Annotated in this window: 13 protein-coding genes; 11 read left to right on the forward strand and 2 right to left on the reverse strand. The window is 75.4% G+C overall.

All coding sequences use genetic code 11. The features are described 5' to 3' along the window. The first annotated feature begins 8 nt into the window (after nt 1–8). On the forward strand, nt 9–458 hold the full coding sequence (locus AES38_RS02525) for a VOC family protein (protein WP_053773642.1): 450 nt from the start codon (nt 9–11) through the stop codon (nt 456–458). An 88-nt stretch (nt 459–546) separates the two neighbouring features. Then, complete coding sequence (locus AES38_RS02530; protein WP_081001920.1) at nt 547–1,065, forward strand: MarR family winged helix-turn-helix transcriptional regulator; 519 nt, start codon at nt 547–549, stop codon at nt 1,063–1,065. Nucleotides 1,066–1,072: 7 nt separating this feature from the next. Here the strand turns inward: AES38_RS02530 and AES38_RS02535 are convergent, their stop codons facing one another. Further along, on the reverse strand, nt 1,073–2,713 hold the full coding sequence (locus AES38_RS02535; protein WP_053773643.1) for a glycoside hydrolase family 32 protein: 1,641 nt from the start codon (nt 2,711–2,713) through the stop codon (nt 1,073–1,075). Between the two features lie 267 nt (nt 2,714–2,980). Between AES38_RS02535 and AES38_RS02540 the strand changes: the two genes are divergently transcribed. From AES38_RS02540 to AES38_RS02555, 4 genes are all read left to right on the forward strand, one after another. Continuing rightward, nucleotides 2,981–4,546 carry a glycoside hydrolase family 68 protein gene (locus AES38_RS02540; RefSeq protein ID WP_053773644.1) on the forward strand — a complete coding sequence of 522 codons (1,566 nt, stop codon included), beginning with the start codon at nt 2,981–2,983 and terminating at the stop codon, nt 4,544–4,546. Nucleotides 4,547–4,621: 75 nt separating this feature from the next. Continuing rightward, the gene (locus AES38_RS02545; protein WP_053773645.1) at nt 4,622–5,272 is read left to right on the forward strand and encodes a hypothetical protein; all 651 of its coding nucleotides are present in this window, start codon (nt 4,622–4,624) and stop codon (nt 5,270–5,272) included. Nucleotides 5,273–5,432: 160 nt separating this feature from the next. Next, nucleotides 5,433–6,197: a YcnI family copper-binding membrane protein gene (locus AES38_RS02550; RefSeq protein WP_053773646.1), complete on the forward strand. Its 765-nt coding sequence runs from the start codon at nt 5,433–5,435 to the stop codon at nt 6,195–6,197. Beyond that, the gene (locus tag AES38_RS02555; protein ID WP_053773647.1) at nt 6,194–7,033 is read left to right on the forward strand and encodes a copper resistance CopC family protein; all 840 of its coding nucleotides are present in this window, start codon (nt 6,194–6,196) and stop codon (nt 7,031–7,033) included. The genes AES38_RS02550 and AES38_RS02555 overlap by 4 nt, the downstream gene beginning before the upstream one ends. A gap of 85 nt (nt 7,034–7,118) precedes the next feature. Here the strand turns inward: AES38_RS02555 and AES38_RS02560 are convergent, their stop codons facing one another. Further along, a complete protein-coding gene (locus AES38_RS02560) occupies nt 7,119–8,021 on the reverse strand; it encodes a LysR substrate-binding domain-containing protein (protein WP_053773648.1) in 903 nt (300 codons plus the stop codon). A 478-nt stretch (nt 8,022–8,499) separates the two neighbouring features. Here AES38_RS02560 and AES38_RS02565 point away from each other — a divergent pair, with 478 nt between their 5' ends. From AES38_RS02565 to AES38_RS02585, 5 genes are read left to right on the forward strand one after another with little or no spacing between them, the layout of a single operon-like run. After that, nucleotides 8,500–11,841, forward strand: coding sequence for a proline dehydrogenase family protein (locus AES38_RS02565; protein ID WP_256998843.1), 3,342 nt, complete (start codon nt 8,500–8,502; stop codon nt 11,839–11,841). Further along, entirely contained in the window at nt 11,842–12,303 is a 462-nt protein-coding gene (locus AES38_RS02570; RefSeq protein ID WP_053773649.1) for a GNAT family N-acetyltransferase, read from the forward strand. Between the two features lie 39 nt (nt 12,304–12,342). Continuing rightward, nucleotides 12,343–13,005, forward strand: a complete 663-nt coding sequence (locus tag AES38_RS02575) for a hypothetical protein (RefSeq protein ID WP_053773650.1) — start codon at nt 12,343–12,345, stop codon at nt 13,003–13,005. Between the two features lie 47 nt (nt 13,006–13,052). After that, on the forward strand, nt 13,053–13,730 hold the full coding sequence (locus tag AES38_RS02580) for a DUF6584 family protein (protein WP_053773651.1): 678 nt from the start codon (nt 13,053–13,055) through the stop codon (nt 13,728–13,730). Further along, nucleotides 13,727–14,290 (forward strand): 4'-phosphopantetheinyl transferase family protein, encoded by a 564-nt coding sequence (locus AES38_RS02585; protein WP_053773652.1) that lies wholly within the window; start codon nt 13,727–13,729, stop codon nt 14,288–14,290. Before AES38_RS02580 ends, AES38_RS02585 begins: the two co-directional genes overlap by 4 nt. The last annotated feature ends 4 nt before the right edge of the window (nt 14,291–14,294 follow it).

Here is a 14,294-nt window from a genome sequence, read left to right on the forward strand (position 1 = left end):
GTCGGACCATGACCGACACCGACCCGACCACCGCTCCCCTCGACAGCATCACGGGCGTGCACCACGTGCGCCTCTCCGTGACCGACCTGGCCCGCTCGCGCGCCTTCTACGAGGGCGTGCTCGGGCTCACCCCCGCCATCGAGAGCGAGGGCGACCCGAGCGACCCGGCCGTGCGGCAGGATCCCGCGCAGTACTTCGGCGGCGTGATCTACGGCGTCGGCTCGCAGCTCCTCGGCCTGCGCCCCGTCACGGCCGGCGGCGCGTTCGACCCCGAGACGCGCGGCCTCGACCACGTCAGCCTCCAGGTCGGCTCGCGCGACGACCTCGTGCGCGCGGCCGCGGTGCTCGAGGAGCGCGGCATCGTCCACGGCGAGGTCATCGACTTCCCGACGGGCATGTCGATCCTCTCCGTGCAGGACCCCGACGACATCAACGTCGAGCTCGTCGCGGCGGGCTGACCCATCGACGACCCCCGGGCCCCGGCGCCTGCGTAACATCTATCGCATGCGCCGGGCCCGGCCGGACGCGACGGTCGAGGAGGACGCGATGGCGATGGATCCGCTGGCGCTCGAGAGCCAGGTCTGCTTCCAGGCGGTGGTCGCCGCGCGCACGGTGGTCGCCGTCTACCGGCCGATCCTCGAGCCGCTCGGCCTCACGCACACGCAGTACCTCGTGATGCTCGCCCTCTGGGAGCGCGACGACCGCTCCGTCTCCGACCTCGGGGCGACCCTGCAGCTGGAGCCCGCGACGCTCACGCCGCTGCTCAAGCGCCTCCAGGGCGCCGGGTTCGTGGACCGCGCCCGCAGCAGCGCGGACGAGCGCGTCGTCCTCGTCTCCCTCACGCCCGCGGGCCGCGAGCTCCGCGACCGCGCCATGGACGTGCCCGCCCGGGCGGCCGCGCGCACCGGCATGACGGTGGAGGAGCTCGTGATGCTGCGGGACTCGCTCACCGACGTGGTGGGGCGGCTGACCGGCTCGGTCGCGGACGGCGACGGCGACGGGGGAGCCGGGGCCGACGCGGAGAACCGCGGGGCCGACGCCGGCGCGGACCACCGCGCCGCCTGACCGGCCGTCAGCGGGCGGCGTCGAAGGGCGTCCAGCTCGCGTCGGTGACGCGCGTCGTACCGTCGACGGCCTCGACGGAGAGGGCCGCGCCGCCCAGCGCCCCGACGGTCGCCGTCGTGAGCACCGCGCGGTCGCCGTCGACGAAGGCCTCGATCGTGCGGTCGTCGACGACGAGGTCGAGCGTCACGGGATCCCCGGGCGCCATATCCGGCAGCGGCGCCGTCGCCGGCCGCTCGTAGGGGTCCGGCATGATCCCGTCCGGGTCGTCGTCGCGGACGACGAAGGCCTGCCGCCGCTCCCGGTCGTAGCCGACCGTCACCGAGCCGCCCTCGGGGGACGCGAGCCGCACGCGGGTCTCGCGCGCGGGATCCGCCGGGTCGGGCGTGAGCGTGAGGCGGAGGCGCGAGGGGCCGCCCGGACCGTCGGCGAGCGGCGTCGAGGCGTCGACCCGGGCGTCGGCGATGGGTCGCGCCTCGCCCTCGCGGCCGCCGAGCGCGTCGAGCGCGGACGACCGGAGCGCCCAGCCGTCGCCGTCGGACACCAGCCGGAGCTCGCGGACCAGCGACTGGCCGCCGCCCGCGCCCCCGTCGCGCAGGGGGAGGCGGCCCGCGTAGTCCCAGCTGCTCGTCCAGCCCATCGCGTAGCGGCGGGTGGGCGCGTCGCCGTCGGCCGGATCCGCCCAGGTCACCCCCGCGTAGAAGTCGCTGCCCTGGTCGAGCCAGCGCGGGGCGTCGTCGTCGGTCGTGAAGCGCTCGCCGTCGAAGTCGCCGACCCAGTAGGCGTAGCCCGTGCCGCGGCCCTGGCCGGCGCCGTTCGCGCTCGCGCCGAGGACCCAGCGGACGCGGTCCGGATCATCGGCGCTCGCGATCGGGAACACGTCCGGGGTCTCCAGCGTGCCGAGGTCGTCGCGCCCGAAGTCGGAGCGGTAGGTCCAGTGGATGAGGTCGGGCGACGTGTAGAAGCCGATGCGCCGGCCCTCCGCGAGCGCCATGCTCCATCGCCCGTGCGCACCGTCCCACACGACCTTCGGGTCGCGGAAGTCGGGGCCGCCCGGGTTGTCCAGGACGGGGTTGCCGGCGTACGGCTGGAACCGGTAGCCGCCGTCGGTGGAGTAGTAGAGGGACTGCCGCTGCACGCCGTCGGACTGCTGCGTGAGGATCGCGACCACCGTGCCGGCGCCGAGCCCGGACGTGTCCGCCGTGTCGACGACCACGCTGCCGGTCTCGGCGTCGCCGAGCGGCGTGTCGTACTTGCCGATCGCGACGCCCTCGTCGTGCCAGGTGACCATGTCGGGCGACGTGTAGTGCCGCCACGAGGATCCGTTGCCGCCCGGGTGGTCGGCGTTGACGAGCGCGTAGGCGTGCCAGACGCCGTCGAGCTGGAAGGGGCGCTGCGGGTCGTTCATGAACTCGCCGGCCGGTCGGATGTGGATGCCGTCGTCGGCGGCGCGGGGCGCGGGCGGCGGGGGCGCGACGGGCCCGCGGTCGGCGCCCGTCAGGCCGCGGACGGCGAGGACGAGGGCGGCGGCGACGAGGATGGCGACGATCGTGAGGAGCGCGCGCCGATGGCGGCGGGCGAGCGGGCGGATGCGGTCGAGGAGTCGGGGAGCGAGCCCCGGGGTCTGCGGGCGCGGTGGGGATGCGGTCATGTCGTCGAGCTCCTCGCGTACGGCGTTCGGGGGGCAGACGGGTGGCGGAGCGGAGCGGGAGAGCATGCACCGCCGCACGACCGATGAGCGACGGTATCGGCTCGCCGGGCGCGCGTCCACCCCGTTCGGGGGACACGCCCGGGATCCGTGGACGACCCCGTGAGGGGGCACGGGCGAGGCCGTCGACCCCCTATGCTCGCCGACCGGGGGAGCGTGCACCGCGCGACGCGATCGGTCTCATCGATACGAGAACGAGAGTGAGAACAGGTGACCAAGAGAATCCGACGCGGGCTGTCCGCGTCCGCCGCGGCGACCCTGGTGGTGGCGTCCGCGCTGCTCGCCGGCGGCTCCGCCCAGGCCGCGGGCTCCACCCCGCCGCGGCCCACCGTCCACACCCAGGAGGCGTACGCGCCGGAGGACGACTTCACGGCCCACTGGACGCGGGCGGACGCGAAGCAGATCGCGAAGCTGTCCGACCCGACGGCTCCGTCCCGCCAGAACTCCATGCCCGCGGCGCAGACCATGCCGCAGGTGCCGCAGGACTTCCCGTCCATGACCGACAAGGCCTACGTGTGGGACACGTGGCCGCTGACGGACTCGTCGGGCCAGACCTACAGCGTCGACGGGTACGACGTGATCTTCGCGCTCACGGCCCCGCGCACGCTGTCGTTCGACGACCGGCACACGGCCGCCAAGATCGGGTACTTCACCCGGCCGACGGGGATCCCGGCGGAGCAGCGCCCGGAGAACGGCGGCTGGACCTACCAGGGGAACGTCTTCGGCGACGGCGTGACGGACGGGATCTTCCCCGACCAGTCGTTCACGCAGCAGGCCGAGTGGTCGGGCTCCGCGCGGATCATGGCCGACGGCACGGTCAAGATGTTCTTCACCGACGTGGCGTTCTACCGCGACGCGAAGGGGCAGGACGTGAAGCCCGCCGACCCGGTCATCTCGCTCAGCCAGGGCCGGATCGAGAAGACGGACGGCGCGGTGAAGGTCGCCGGCTTCGAGACGGTGACCCCGCTCCTGCGCCCCGACGGGCAGCGGTACCAGACCAAGGACCAGAACCCGTTCGTGAACTTCCGCGACCCGTTCACGTTCACGGATCCGGACCACCCCGGCAAGACGTACATGGTGTTCGAGGCCAACGTCGCCGGGAAGCGCGGCGAGCAGAAGTGCGACGAGACCGACCTCGGCTACCGCACGGGCGACCCGAAGGCGGAGGACCCGAAGGAGGTCACCGCGACGGGTGCGAACCTGCAGATGGCGTCCATCGGCCTCGCGGTCGCGGATGACGCGGACCTCACGAGGTGGCACTACCTCGACCCGCTGCTCGAGTCGGCCTGCGTCACCGACCAGACCGAGCGGCCCGAGGTGATGATCGAGGACGGGAAGCACTACCTGTTCACGATCAGCCACCGGTCGACCTTCGCGAACGGCATCGACGGCCCCGAGGGCGTGTACGGCTTCGTGGGCAACGGCCTCCGCAGCGACTACAAGCCCATGAACGGCGGATCCGGCCTCGTGCTCGGCAACCCGACGAACCTGAACTACGCGGGCGGCACCGCGTACGCGCCCGACTACAACCAGACGCCGGGCGCGTTCCAGGCGTACTCGAGCTACATCCTCCCGGGCGGGCTGGTGGAGTCGTTCATCGACGCCGTCGGCACGAAGGAGTCCTTCCGCCGCGGCGGGACGCTCGGGCCGACGGTGAAGCTCGACTTCGACGGCGACACCTCGAAGCTCGACCGGGGCTACGGCGAGGGAGGGCTCGGCGCGTACGCCGACATCCCGACCACCCGGGCCTACGACCCGGCGCACCCGCCGCAGTAGGACGGGACGGCGCGGCGACGGCGGGCATCCCGTCGTCGCCGCGTCCTCCCGGCCCGCTCATCTACACTTCGGTCGATGCCTGCCCCGTCCCCCATCGCCCCGCGCGTCCAGCGCGTGATCCGGGGGCTCGCCGCATCCACCACCGCCACGTTCGTCGCCGCGCTCTTCCACGAGGCCGGCGGCGGGGTCGCTCCGTCGTGGGGCGTCGTGGCGTTCGGGCTCGCGCTGGCGTCGCTCGCGGCCATCGCGCTCGCGGGCCCGCGCACGGCGCTGTGGCGGCTCACCGCCGCGGTGGCGATCAGCCAGCTGCTCTTCCACGGGCTGTTCACCGCCGCAGGTGATGCGTCGGGCGCGGCCGTCGCGGCGGATCCGCACGCGGGCATGGCCGGGCACGGCGCCGTCCCGCTCGACCTGACCGGCCTCGACGCCGCCACCGGTGCGGGCGCCGCGCTCGACGCCGGCATGCTGCTGTCGCACGGCGCGGCGCTCGTCGTCACCGTGCTCGCGCTCCGCCACGGCGAGGCCGCGCTCCGCGCGCTGGTCGCGGCCTCCTCCCTCCGCGTGGTGCTCGCCCTCGCGATCCCGTTCCTCCGGCCCGAGCGGCGGCGCGCCCCCGCGCTCGCCCGGGCCCACCGCGCGCCCCGGCCGCTGCGCGACCTCCGCGCCCGGATCGGCCGCCTGCGGCACCGCGGGCCGCCGCGCGCGGCCGCGCTCGCCGCCGCCTGATCCGCCGGACGGATCCGCGGCCCGCTCCCGCCCGACCGCTGACGCGGTCGCGGCGCGGTCGATGCCCGCGCATCCACCGCCCCCACCTCCCTCCCTCCGGACGCCGGCACCGCCGCGTCCGCTCCCGGGGCCGCCCGCGCGGCCCGGAACAGGACATGCCATGACCCGCTCATCCACCCCCGCTCCCCGCAGTCGCCGGATCCTCCGCTCGGCCACCGCGCTCGTCGGCGGCGTCGCGCTCGCCGTCGCCGTGCCGCTCGCGGCCTCCGCGCACGTCCGCGTCTCGCCCGACACGGCGGCCGCCGGCAGCTACAGCACGCTGACGTTCAAGGTCCCCACCGAGTCCGCCACCGCGACCACGACGAGCGTGACCGTCGACCTGCCGAAGGACACCCCGTTCTCCAGCCTCTCCACCGAGCCCGTGCCCGGCTGGACCGCGAAGGTCACGACGGAGGAGCTCGACACCCCCGTGAAGACGGACGACGCGACCATCACCGACGCGCCCATCGAGGTCACCTGGACCGCCGACGACGGCGTGGGCCTCAAGGCCGGCGAGTTCCAGCGCTTCACGGTCTCCGTCGGACCCGTGCCGGAGACCGGCAGCATCATGATGCCCGCCCACCAGGGCTACTCCGACGGCTCGGTCGTCGACTGGGACGAGGCCACCCCCGCGTCCGGCGAGGAGCCGGAGCACCCCGCGCCCACGCTCTACGTGCAGGACGCGCCGCCCGCCGACGCCATGAGCTCGATGACGACCACGCCCGCCGCCGACGCGACCGTCACCGCGGCCGCCGACCCCAGCGCGTCGACCAGCGCGGTCGCGGTGGGCCTCGGCGTGGGCGGCCTCGCCCTCGGCGCGGTCTCGCTCGTGGTCGCGGTGTTCGCGCTGACCCGCGTGCGCCGCGAGACCGGCGACCGCGCGTGACGCCCGAGGACCGGATCCGCCCCCGCGACGGTCGGCGCCCGGCGGCGCGACGGGGACCGCTCCGGCGGGTCGCCGCCGCGCTCGCCGGCGCCTCCCTGGCCGCGGCCGCGGTCGCGCTCGTCGGGCTGGCGCAGGGCAGCGGGCCGGACGGCGCGCTGTCGGCGTCCGCGCACAACTACCTCGTGTCGAGCTCGCCCGCGGCCGGATCCACGATCGACGCGCCGCCGTCGGAGGTCACGCTGACCTTCAACGACGTGATCCTCGACCTCGGCACGGCCGGGGGAGCCGGCGCCGGCGACGCGACCGCCGGGTCCGCGCCCGCCGCGGGCGGCTCGTCCGTCGTGCAGGTGACGGGACCCGACGACCGGCACTTCGAGACCGGCTGCGCCACCGACGCCGGACGCGCGGTGTCCGTGCCGGTCGCGCTCGGCGCCTCCGGCGAGTACCGGGTGACGTGGCGCGTGGTCTCGGCCGACGGGCATCCGGTCTCCGACTCGATCGCGTTCACGTACCAGGCGCCCGCCGGCGCCGAGGCCGCGGCGGGCACGGCCGACGGCCCGGGCTGCGCGGCGGTCTCGCCGGGCGGGTCCGCGTCCTCCGGCGGCTCGGCGGGATCCGCGGACGCGGGCTCGTCCGCCGCGGACCCGGGCACCGCCGCCGGCCAGGAGCAGGGCGTCGCGCCCTACCTCGGCGTCATCGTCGGCGTGGGCATCGGCATCGTCGTGCTCGCGGCGGCCGCGGTGGTCCTCATCGTGGTGACCGGCCGGCGGAAGCCCGCCGGGGCGGCCGCGACGGACGCCGCGCGCGACCCCGAGGGCGGGCCGCCCGGCGCCTGAGCGCGCTCCCCGTGACGACGGGCCCGGATCCCGCGCGGATCCGGGCCCGTCGTCGTCCCGGCCCGTCGTCGTCCGGGGCGGCGGCTCAGCCCGCGCCCTGGCCCATGGTGCGGGCCGCGCGCGCCAGGGCGTCGCGGCAGGCGCGGATCCCCGGCCGGTCGAGGCTGCCGACGCGCGACGACGTGAAGACCGTGCGCCGCGGCGATCCCGGCAGGCCGATCAGGCGCACGTCGGGCTCGCGCCCCGCCCACACGAGGTCGGGCAGCACGGACGCCGCGTGGCCGGCGCGCACGAGGTCGATGTGCGCCTGCAGATCCGCGGTCACGTACCGCACGTCCGGCTCGAAGCCCGCGACCCGGCACACCTGCTCGGCGAAGTGCCGGGAGGCCGTGCCCGCGGGCTCCATCACCCACGGCAGGCGGCGCGCGTCGGAGATCGAGCGCACGTCGTCGCGGCCGGGCGGGAGGCCCAGGCGGAGCGGATCCACGCAGAGCTCCTCGCGGTCGAGGTCGGCCGGCCGCGGCGCCGCGTGCGCCGGGTACTGCTCGGCGATGACGAGGTCGTGGTCGCGCGCCCACACGTCGTGCAGGCCCGACTCGGGCTCGCGCATCGTGATCTCCACCCGGAGGTCCGGGTAGTCGTCGCGGAGGATCGTGAGCGCCGGCGGCACGAGGGCGAGCAGCGCGGACTGGAACGCCGCCAGGCGGATGGTGCCGGACACGTTCGCGAGCGACGCGTTCACCTCGGTCTCGGCGCGCTCCAGCCGCTCGAGCAGGGCCGTCGTGTGCTCGACGAGGATCTCGGCCTGCGGCGTGAGCACCACCCGCCGGCCGACCCGGCGCAGCAGCGTCACGCCCGCCTCCCGCTCCAGCTGCGACAGCTGCTGCGACACCGACGACGGGCTGAACGAGAGCGCGTCGGCGACCGCGCCGATGGTGCCGCGGAGCTTCAGCTCGCGCAGGAGCCGCAGCCGTCGCATCTCGAGCACGTGCGCCTCCCGCGGATCCGGCCGTGGCGTGGAATCATCGGCAGGGCCGCACGATGATCATCGGAAACGTTCAGCGCATCCGATGAGAGCATGGTCCCACACTGGGAGGACGCGCCCGCCGCGCGGACGACGACCGGGCTCCGGCCCACCCGAGACGAAGAGGTTCCCGCATGACCGCCGAGACCGCATCCGCCCCCGAGACCGCCGCCGTCCCGACGGTCGCCGGCGCGACCTCCGCCCCGGACCGGGACGCGCTCGCGGACCGCTCGGTCGCGCTCGTGCGCACGTGGCTCGCCGAGGCGGCCGGGCACCCCGCCGACCCGTCCGCCGAGCGCCTCGCCGGCGTCCTCAAGGACGAGAACGGCCTCGACTTCACCATCGGCTTCGTCGACCGCGTCGTCCGCCCCGAGGACCTGCCGGTCGCCGGCAACAGCCTCGCCGCGCTCACCGCCAAGACCCCGGCTTCCTGCCCTGGTACATGCAGGGCGCGATCCGCGCGGGCGGCATCCTCGGCCCCGTCCTCCCGCAGGTCGTCGTGCCGGTCGCGCGCCGCGTGCTGCGCGAGATGGTCGGCCACCTCATCGTCGACGCCACGAGCGACAAGCTGGGCCCGGCCATCGAGAAGCTGCGCGAGGGCGGATCCCGCCTGAACCTCAACCTGCTCGGCGAGGCCGTGCTCGGCGAGAAGGAGGCCGCGCGCCGCCTCGAGGGCACGCGCGAGCTGCTCGCCCGCGACGACGTGGACTACGTCTCCATCAAGGTCTCCAGCGTCGTCTCGCAGCTGTCGATGTGGGCGTTCGACGAGGCCGTCGACAAGGTCGTCGAGCGGCTCACCCCGCTGTACGAGCTGGCGATCGCGTCGCCGCGCCCCAAGTTCATCAACCTCGACATGGAGGAGTACAAGGACCTCGACCTCACCATCGAGGTCTTCACGCGCGTGCTCGACCAGCCGCAGCTCAAGGACCTCGAGGCCGGGATCGTGCTCCAGGCGTACCTGCCCGACGCGCTCGCGGGCCTCCAGCGGCTCACGGCGTGGGCGCAGGAGCGGCGCGCGGCGGGCGGGGCGCCCATCAAGGTCCGCATCGTCAAGGGCGCGAACCTCGCGATGGAGCAGGTCGACGGCCGGATGCACGACTGGCCCGTCGCCACCTGGGGCACCAAGGAGCAGACCGACACGCACTACAAGCGCATGCTCGAGCACGCGCTCCAGCCGGCCGCGGCCGACGCCGTGAAGGTCGGCGTCGCCGGCCACAACCTCTTCGACGTCGCGTACGCGTGGCTGCTCGCCGAGGAGCGCGGCGTCACCGACCGGATCGAGTTCGAGATGCTGCTCGGCATGGCGACCGGCCAGGCCGAGGCCGTGAAGCGCACGGTCGGCGGGCTCCTCCTCTACACGCCCGTCGTGCACCCCACCGAGTTCGACGTGGCCATCTCGTACCTCATCCGCCGCCTGGAGGAGAACGCGAGCCAGGAGAACTTCATGTCGGCGGTGTTCGAGCTGAGCACGTCGTCCGAGCTGTTCGCCCGGGAGGAGTCGCGGTTCCGCTCGTCGCTCGCGGCCGTCGACGACGCGATCCCCGCGCCGAACCGGACGCAGGACCGCCGCTTCCCGCCGGAGCTCGACGACGTGGATCCGCTCGCCGAGCCCGAGGCGCCGGAGGAGCCCGAGGAGGAGGTCGACCCGCAGCTCACGAGCGTGGTCCAGGGCTTCACGCGCGGCTCGCTGCTGACGCCCGAGGCGCTCGTCGACCCCGACGCCTCCACCACGCCGTTCCACAACGCGGCGGACACGGATCCGGCGCTGCCGACGAACCGGGCATGGGGCCGCGAGATCCTGTCGCGCGTCGCCGCCTCGCAGCTCGGCGTCGCGACCATCGAGGCCGCGCGCATCGACTCCACCGACCAGCTGGACGACATCATCGACGGCGTGCGCACCGCTGCCGCCGCGTGGGGCGCCCGCCCCGGCGACCAGCGCGCGGCGCTCCTGCACCGCGTCGGCGTCGCGATCGAGCGCAACCGCGCGCGCCTCATCGAGGTCATGGCGTCGGAGACCGGCAAGACCATCGCCGAGGCCGACCCCGAGGTCAGCGAGGCCGTCGACTTCGCGCACTACTACGCCGAGCGCGCCCGCGACCTCGACCGCGTGCAGGGCGCCCGCTTCGTGCCGTCGCGCGTCACCGTCGTCGCGCCGCCGTGGAACTTCCCCGTCGCGATCCCCGCGGGCAGCATGCTCGCGGCCCTCGCCGCCGGCAGCGGCGTGGTCGTGAAGCCCGCCGGCCAGGCCCGTCGCTCCGGTGCCGTGCTCGTCGAGGCGCTCCGCGAGGCCGGCGTGCCGCGGGAGCTCCTCGCGCTCGTCGACGCGGGCGAGGCCGAGTACGGCGAGCACCTCATCTCGCACCCGGCGGTCGACCGCGTGATCCTCACGGGCGGCTACGAGACCGCCGAGGTGTTCCGCTCCTGGAGGAGCGACCTCCCGCTCCTCGCCGAGACCAGCGGCAAGAACGCGATCATCGTCACGCCCAGCGCCGACCTCGACCTGGCCGCGGCCGACGTCGTGAAGAGCGCGTTCGGCCACGCCGGCCAGAAGTGCTCGGCGGCGAGCCTCGTGATCCTCGTCGGCTCGGTCGGCAGGTCCCGCCGCTTCCTCACCCAGCTCACCGACGCCGTGTCGTCGCTGCGCGTCGGCTACCCGTCGGATCCCACCACGCAGATGGGCCCGATCATCGAGCCCGCCGCGGGCAAGCTCAAGCACGCGCTCACGCAGCTGGGCGTCGGCGAGAAGTGGCTCGTCGAGCCCGAGGCGAAGGACGAGACCGGCCGCCTCTGGTCGCCGGGCGTCCGCGACGGCGTGAAGCCCGGGTCGTACTTCCACCTCACCGAGTTCTTCGGCCCCGTGCTCGGCGTGATGCGCGCGCGGAACCTCGAGGAGGCGATCCGCTTCCAGAACGCGATCCCCTACGGCCTCACCGCGGGCCTCCACAGCCTCGACGCGCGCGAGCTCGAGCAGTGGCTCGAGACCGTGGAGGCGGGCAACCTCTACGTGAACCGCGGGATCACGGGCGCGATCGTGCAGCGCCAGCCGTTCGGCGGCTGGAAGCGCTCCTCGGTCGGGTCCGGGACGAAGGCCGGCGGCCCGAACTACCTCATGGGCCTCGGCTCGTGGATCTCCGACGAGGGCCGGCACTCGAGCTCGCTGCACCTGCGCGGGCTGTCGCCGCGGGTCACGGAGCTCATCGAGTCGGCGCAGCCCGCCATCCGCTACGAGGACTTCGACCTCGTCCGCCGCTCGGCGCTCAGCGACGCGGTGGCCTGGCACGACGAGTTCGGCCAGGTGAAGGACCCGAGCGGCCTCGGCGTCGAGCGGAACCTCTTCCGCTACCGGCCGCTGCCCGTCACGGTGCGGCTCACGGAGTCGGGCGCGCTCGCCGACCTGCTGCGCGTGCTCGCGGCCGGGCGGCTGGCGCGCGCCGAGATGCACGTGTCGGTCCCGGGGATCCTCCCGGCCGGCCTCGGCCAGGTGCTCGACGACCTGCCGAGCGTGCACGTGACCATCGAGACGGACGACGCGTGGCTCGCCCGCGTCGCCGCCGACGGCATCGCGACCGAGCGCGTGCGGCTCGTCGCCGCGCGGGACTCGCGGCTCGTGGAGGCCCGGGCCCTGTCCGACGCGCTCCGCGGCACGCCCGACGTCGCGGTCTTCGCCGACGAGGTCACCGCGGCCGGCCGCGTCGAGATGCTCACGTTCCTGCGCGAGCAGGCGATCAGCATCACGGCCCACCGCTTCGGCAACCCGGACGACTGGAGCGAGGCGGTCATCTAGGTGACGGCGATCGAGGTCCGCGCGCTCGCGGCCCCGGAGGTCGGGCGGCTCGAGCGCGAGGAGCCGCCCGGCCGCGGCTTCGTGCGGGCGATGTGGGAGCTGCAGGAGGCGGGGGGATCCACGCTGCTCGTCGCGTGGGACGGCGACCGACCGCTCGGATCGGGCCAGCTCGACCTCCGCGGCGACGTGCCCGAGCTGCGCAACCTGCGCGTGGACGAGGCCGCGCGGGGGCGGGGAGCGGGCACGGCGATCATCCGCGAGGCGGAGCGGCAGGTCGGACCCGGCGGCCGCCTGACCGTGCGCGTCGGCCTCGACAACCCGCGGGCCCGGGCGCTGTACGAGCGGCTCGGCTACCGCGGCACGGGGGAGATGACGACGACCTCCTACGAGTACGTGGACGACGACGGGGTCGTCCGGCAGGCGACCGAGACGGACGAGACGCTGGCGAAGCGCCTGGGGTGAACGGGAGCGCCGCCCGTCCGGATCCGCGAACCTGGTCGGATGCAGCGCTCCGAGACCGTCGACCGCGCCCGGGCGCTCTGGGACGGCGGCCGTCGGCGCGAGGCGATCGTCGAGCTCCGCACCCGCGTGCGACGCGAGCCGGGCGACGCGGTCGCACGCCTGCTCCTCGTGTCCTGGTACCGCGAGGTGCGCGCGCCCGACCAGGCCGGCCGCTGGGGCATCGCGCTCCCCGGCTGGACCACCGCGCGCGAGCGCGAGCTGCTGGCGCGCCTCCTCGCCTCGTCGGGCGTGCGCGACGAGCACCTCGGCCGCTTCCTGGCGCTGCCCGCGGGCGAGCGACCCGCCGAGCTCGACGAGGTGATGGCCGTCGTGGGCGGCCTCCGCGCGCCCGACGGCTGGCGCGGGGCGAAGCCGCTGCGGCGCTGCGACCGGCGGAGCGAGATCGCGCGCACCCTGGTCGTGCTCGGCGGCGGGATGCTCGCGGGGGCCCTGGTCATGTCGGGCCTCGTGGCGCTGACCGGCGACGGGGCGACCTCGCTCGCGCGCGGCGGCGTGGCCCTCGCCCTCGCGCTGCTCGCCGCCGCCGCGGTCGTGGAGGGCACGCGGGCACGCCGGGGCCGGTGGTGGATCGGCCCGTCGGCCGTCCTGCTCGCCGGGGCCCTGGTGACGGCCGCGGTGGCGCTCGCGCGCATGGCCGTCTGAGCGGCGCCGCGGATGCGGTCGTGTCGACCGCCTGCCACGATGAGCGGATGGACGAGGCTGGGGCGATCGCGCGCGCCGAGGCGATGCGGGCGGACGGCGAGCGGGCCAAGGGGATCCAGTCGCTGCGGTCGCGCGTCGAGGCGCATCCATCCGAGCGGGCCGCCCGACGCCTGCTCGCCGAGTGGTACCGCGACGACGGCACGCACGACCAGGCCGGCCGGTGGGGCATCGTGTTCCCCGGGTGGACGACCACCTACGAGCGCGACCGCACCGCGCGGCTCTTCGCGGCCTCGTACCCGGTGGGCGGCGACGTGCGCGCGTTCCTGCACCTGCCCGCGGGGCCGGTGCCGGAGGACGCGCGGCTGCTGACGGCGCGGATCCCGGTGCAGCGGGAGCTGCTGTCCCGCCGGGCCCAGCCGCCGACGCCGGGACCGCTCCCGGGACCACCGGGTCCGATGGACGGCTACGCCCCGGTCGTGGGCATCATCGCGTTCGTCCTCTTCCTCGTCGACATCGCCGTGACCCTCGGCGGGGTCCTCCTCGGCGTGGCGATGGGCTCCATCACGCGCTGGGTCTCGCTCGGGGTCGTGGTGCTCGCGGCGGCTGCGGTCGTGCTGGGCCTGGTCAACGCCTTCCTGACCCCGGCGCGGCCGGTCGTCGAGGAGGCGGACGAGGGCGAGGCGCTGACGGATCCGCCCGCCGCCGACGCGCCCGGCGGGTCGTGACCCACGTCGCCGTCGTGCGGGTGACGGTCGCCGCGTGGGCGGATCGCCCCGCGCGCACCGCCGCCGGCCGGGACGCGCTGCGCGCGCTCGCCGCGGAGCTCGTGGGCGCGGATCCCGCCGACGTCACCGTCCGCGCCCGCTGCGCCACGTGCGGCGGCGCGCACGGGCGGCCGGTGCTCGGCGGATCCCGCGCCCTCGACGCCCTGCACGCGAGCGTCACGCACGCGGGCGACGCGGTGGTGGTCGCGGTGAGCGCCGACGGCCCGATCGGGATCGACGCCGAGCCGCGCGGCCGGGAGACGCCGCCCGGGATGGCCCTGGCCGATTGGGTGCGCATCGAGGCGGTGCTGAAGGCCGACGGGCGCGGGCTCCGCGTGGAGCCGACGCGCGTGCGGTTCGCGGATGACGCGGGAGGCGTCGTCGCGTGGATCGACGGCGAGGCCGCGCGCTACCGCGTGCTCGACGCAGACCTCGGGTCGGACCTGCTCGCGGCGGTCGCGCTGCGGGGCGAGGGGGAGCTGGACGTCCGGATCCATCGCCCCGCGGGCCGAGGCGCGTGACGCC

Origin of the sequence: Clavibacter capsici (assembly GCF_001280205.1) — a bacterium.
Lineage (GTDB): Bacteria > Actinomycetota > Actinomycetes > Actinomycetales > Microbacteriaceae > Clavibacter > Clavibacter capsici.